Source organism: Thiohalophilus sp., from assembly GCF_031581315.1.
Lineage (GTDB): Bacteria > Pseudomonadota > Gammaproteobacteria > UBA6429 > Thiohalophilaceae > Thiohalophilus.
Map to the genome: position 1 here is coordinate 3,349 of NZ_JAVLAZ010000112.1, position 3,059 is coordinate 6,407.

The window sequence follows — 3,059 nt, forward strand, 5'->3', positions numbered from 1 at the left end:
GCCGCTGTTCAGCAGCTGGCTGGCGGCACCGTCGAGCGAGGGGGCCTCCACGCTGCCATTGGTGGCGCTGCCGGCGCGATCCCGGCCCCTGTAATCAAACCGGGGCATGGCTCGATTCCGATTCGTCGCTGCCCTCTTCCGCCGGCGGTATCGGTAATTCGACCTCTTCCACGGTGCCGGTCACGCGCATGACTTCCTCCAGCGAGGTGACGCCCTTCAGGGCGTAATCCAGTGCATGGCGGGCGAAGGGGCGGAAAGTCTCGCTGCGTCGGGCCTGCCGGGTGAATTCCACCGAATCGGACCGGCGCAGCGCGTTGGCCAGATCCTCGTTGATCTCCAGGTATTCGAACACACCGATCCGACCGTGATAGCCGGTATTGTTGCAGTGCGGACAGCCGGCGCCGTGCACGAAGCGGCTCTCATCGATCTCGTCGCCCAGAGTGTTGTACAGCCAGGCCAGCTCATTGGGTTCGGGCCGATACGGTGTGGTGCAGCTGTCGCAGACGCGACGCACCAGGCGCTGGGCAATCACCGCGCGCAGCGCGCCGGCCAGCAGATAGCCTTCGGCCCCCATGTCCAGCAGGCGGTTGACACTGGAGATGGCATCGTTGGTATGCAGGGTGGAGAGCACCAGATGGCCGGTAATGGATGCGCGCAGGCCGATCTGCGCGGTTTCCTGATCGCGCATTTCGCCGACCAGCACGATATCCGGATCCTGGCGCAATGCGGTACGCAATACCCGGGCGAAGGTCAGATCGATGCGCGGGTTCACCTGCACCTGGTTGATACGCGGCAGGCGGTATTCCACCGGGTCCTCGACGGTGATGATCTTCTTTGTCGCGTCGTTCAGTTCCGACAGCGCGGCATACAGGGTGGTGGTTTTACCGCTGCCGGTCGGGCCGGTCACCAGCACCATGCCATAGGGGCGGCGGATCTGGTTGCGAAAGTGGTGCAGGATATCGTCGGTCATGCCCAATTGTTCGAGCTGGAGCATGTCGCCGGATTGATCCAGCAGACGCATGACCACCGACTCGCCGTATTGTACCGGCATGGTGGACAGGCGCACGTCGATGCTTTTATCGCGCACACGGATGTTAAAGCGCCCGTCCTGGGGCACGCGTCGTTCGGAGATATTCAGCCCCGCCATGAGCTTCAGGCGCGAGACCAGCGCATTGGCGATGCGCTTTTCCTTCATCACCTGCTCCTGCAGCACACCGTCCACGCGCTGGCGGATGCGCAACACGCTTTCATCCGGTTCGATGTGAATATCCGAGGCACCGATCTGCACCGCGTCCTCGAACAGGGTCTGCAGCAGGCGCACCACCGGCGCGTTGACCACGTCCTCGTTCTGCGCCATCTGGCTGAGATCGATATCGCTCTCATCCAGCTGGTCGTCCAGCTCCTCGGCCAGGTTGGTAATGTCGGCGGTGCGTCGGTAGGTGGAATCGATCGCCGCCAGCAAGTCTGATTCGCGCACCACCGCCTGCTTGATATCCCGCTTGAGCACCTTGGCCAGCTCATCAAAGGCAAAAATATCCGTGGGATCGGCCATGCCCACCAGCAGACTGTTGTCGGGGTTTTGCTTGAGGGCGATAACCCGGTAACGGCGCGCCAGGGTTTCGGGAATCAGGCGCACCGTCTCCGGTTCATAGTTGTATTTCTTCAGATCGATGAACGGCAGATTGAGCTGGGTGGAGAGCAGCTCCATCAGCTGCTGTTCGGTGACCAGTTGTTTCTGGATCAACGTACGGCCCAGTTTCTGGCCGGTTTTTTTCTGATCGGCCAGCGCGGCCATCAGCTGGTCTTCGCTGATCACGCCGTTTTCCACCAGCAGATCGCCGATGCGGATTTTTTTGCGGGGGGCGGTGGTTGTAGCCATTAACGGGCTCGTTTAATCACTCATTTGTTATATAACAATACGTTAGACGAAAGGGTTATCGGTTGCGAGCGGTTTTTCTTGATAATTAAGAGGTAGGCCGGACATAGCGTAGCGGTGTCCGGCAAGCCACCCGGAATCGTAAGTTGCCCGATACCGCTTCGCTTTATCGGGCCTACCTTCGAGGCAGGCCGGGAATCCGTCTCAACTGCAGGAACCACCGGCGTCATTCAATCGCAGACTGCCGGTGATCTGGCCTACGTTGGCCAGACCATGGCGATTCATGTATTCCAAGATCCCGGCGTTGATTTTCGCGCCGATCAGCGGGTCGTAAAACAGCGCGGTCCCGACCCCGATGGCCGAGGCGCCCGCGATCAGAAACTCAATGGCATCCTCCGCCGAGTTGACCCCGCCCTGGCCGATGATCGGAATCCCGTGCTCGCGCGCCACCTGGTAAACCTGGTGCACCTTGAGCAGGGCAATGGGTTTGATCGCCGGGCCGGATAACCCGCCCTGGTTGTTGCCGATGATGGGACTGCGTGATTCGATGTCGATGGCCATGCCCATCATGGTGTTGATCACCGCAAAACCGTCGGTGCCCGCCTCGATGCAGCGTCGGGCGTTTTTGGCAATATCGGTCTGGTTGGGCGAGAGCTTGGTGATCAGCGGCTTGTCGGTCACCTGGCGGCAGGCGGCGACAACGCGCGCGGACATATCCGGGTCATTGCCGAACGCCACCCCGCCCTCTTTCACGTTCGGACAGGAGATGTTGATCTCCATCGCGTCGATGGGCGAGTCGTCGAAAATCCGCGCCACTTCGATATACTCTTCCAGGGTGGAACCGGAGAGGTTGGCGATAAAGCGAGTCTCGGAAAAGTCCAGCCCGGGCAGAATGTTGTCGACCACATGACGTGAACCGGGGTTCTGCAGGCCAATGGCGTTGAGCATGCCCATCGGCGTCTCGAAAATCCGGTGCGGCGGATTACCCAGGCGCGGTTCCAGCGTCGTGCCCTTGAGGCACACCGCACCCACATCCCGGTTGGAATAGCCGACCACGCGGGTATATTCCTCGCCGAAACCGACACAACCGGACAGCAGCACCAGCGGGGTCTGGAATTCCATCCCGCAAAAATCGGTGCGCAGCAGCTCGGCATCATCGTTGGTCATGGCGAGGCAAGATACC

The 3,059-nt window shown here is 60.8% G+C and carries 2 protein-coding genes; both read right to left on the reverse strand.

Features of this window, described 5'->3' with window-relative positions:
- Positions 1-94 precede the first annotated feature (94 nt).
- Positions 95-1,879 carry a GspE/PulE family protein gene (locus tag RI563_RS12050; RefSeq protein WP_310694630.1) on the reverse strand — a complete coding sequence of 595 codons (1,785 nt, stop codon included), beginning with the start codon at positions 1,877-1,879 and terminating at the stop codon, positions 95-97.
- A 201-nt stretch (positions 1,880-2,080) separates the two neighbouring features.
- Positions 2,081-3,043: a dihydroorotate dehydrogenase gene (locus RI563_RS12055; RefSeq protein ID WP_310694631.1), complete on the reverse strand. Its 963-nt coding sequence runs from the start codon at positions 3,041-3,043 to the stop codon at positions 2,081-2,083.
- Positions 3,044-3,059: the final 16 nt, after the last annotated feature.

Bases quoted from the DNA above. Each gene is read 5' to 3' on its own strand.
- RI563_RS12050 (WP_310694630.1), bottom strand. From the start codon at position 1,879: ATGGCTACAACCACCGCCCCCCGCAAAAAAATCCGCATCGGCGATCTG.
- RI563_RS12055 (WP_310694631.1), bottom strand. From the start codon at position 3,043: ATGACCAACGATGATGCCGAGCTGCTGCGCACCGATTTTTGCGGGATG.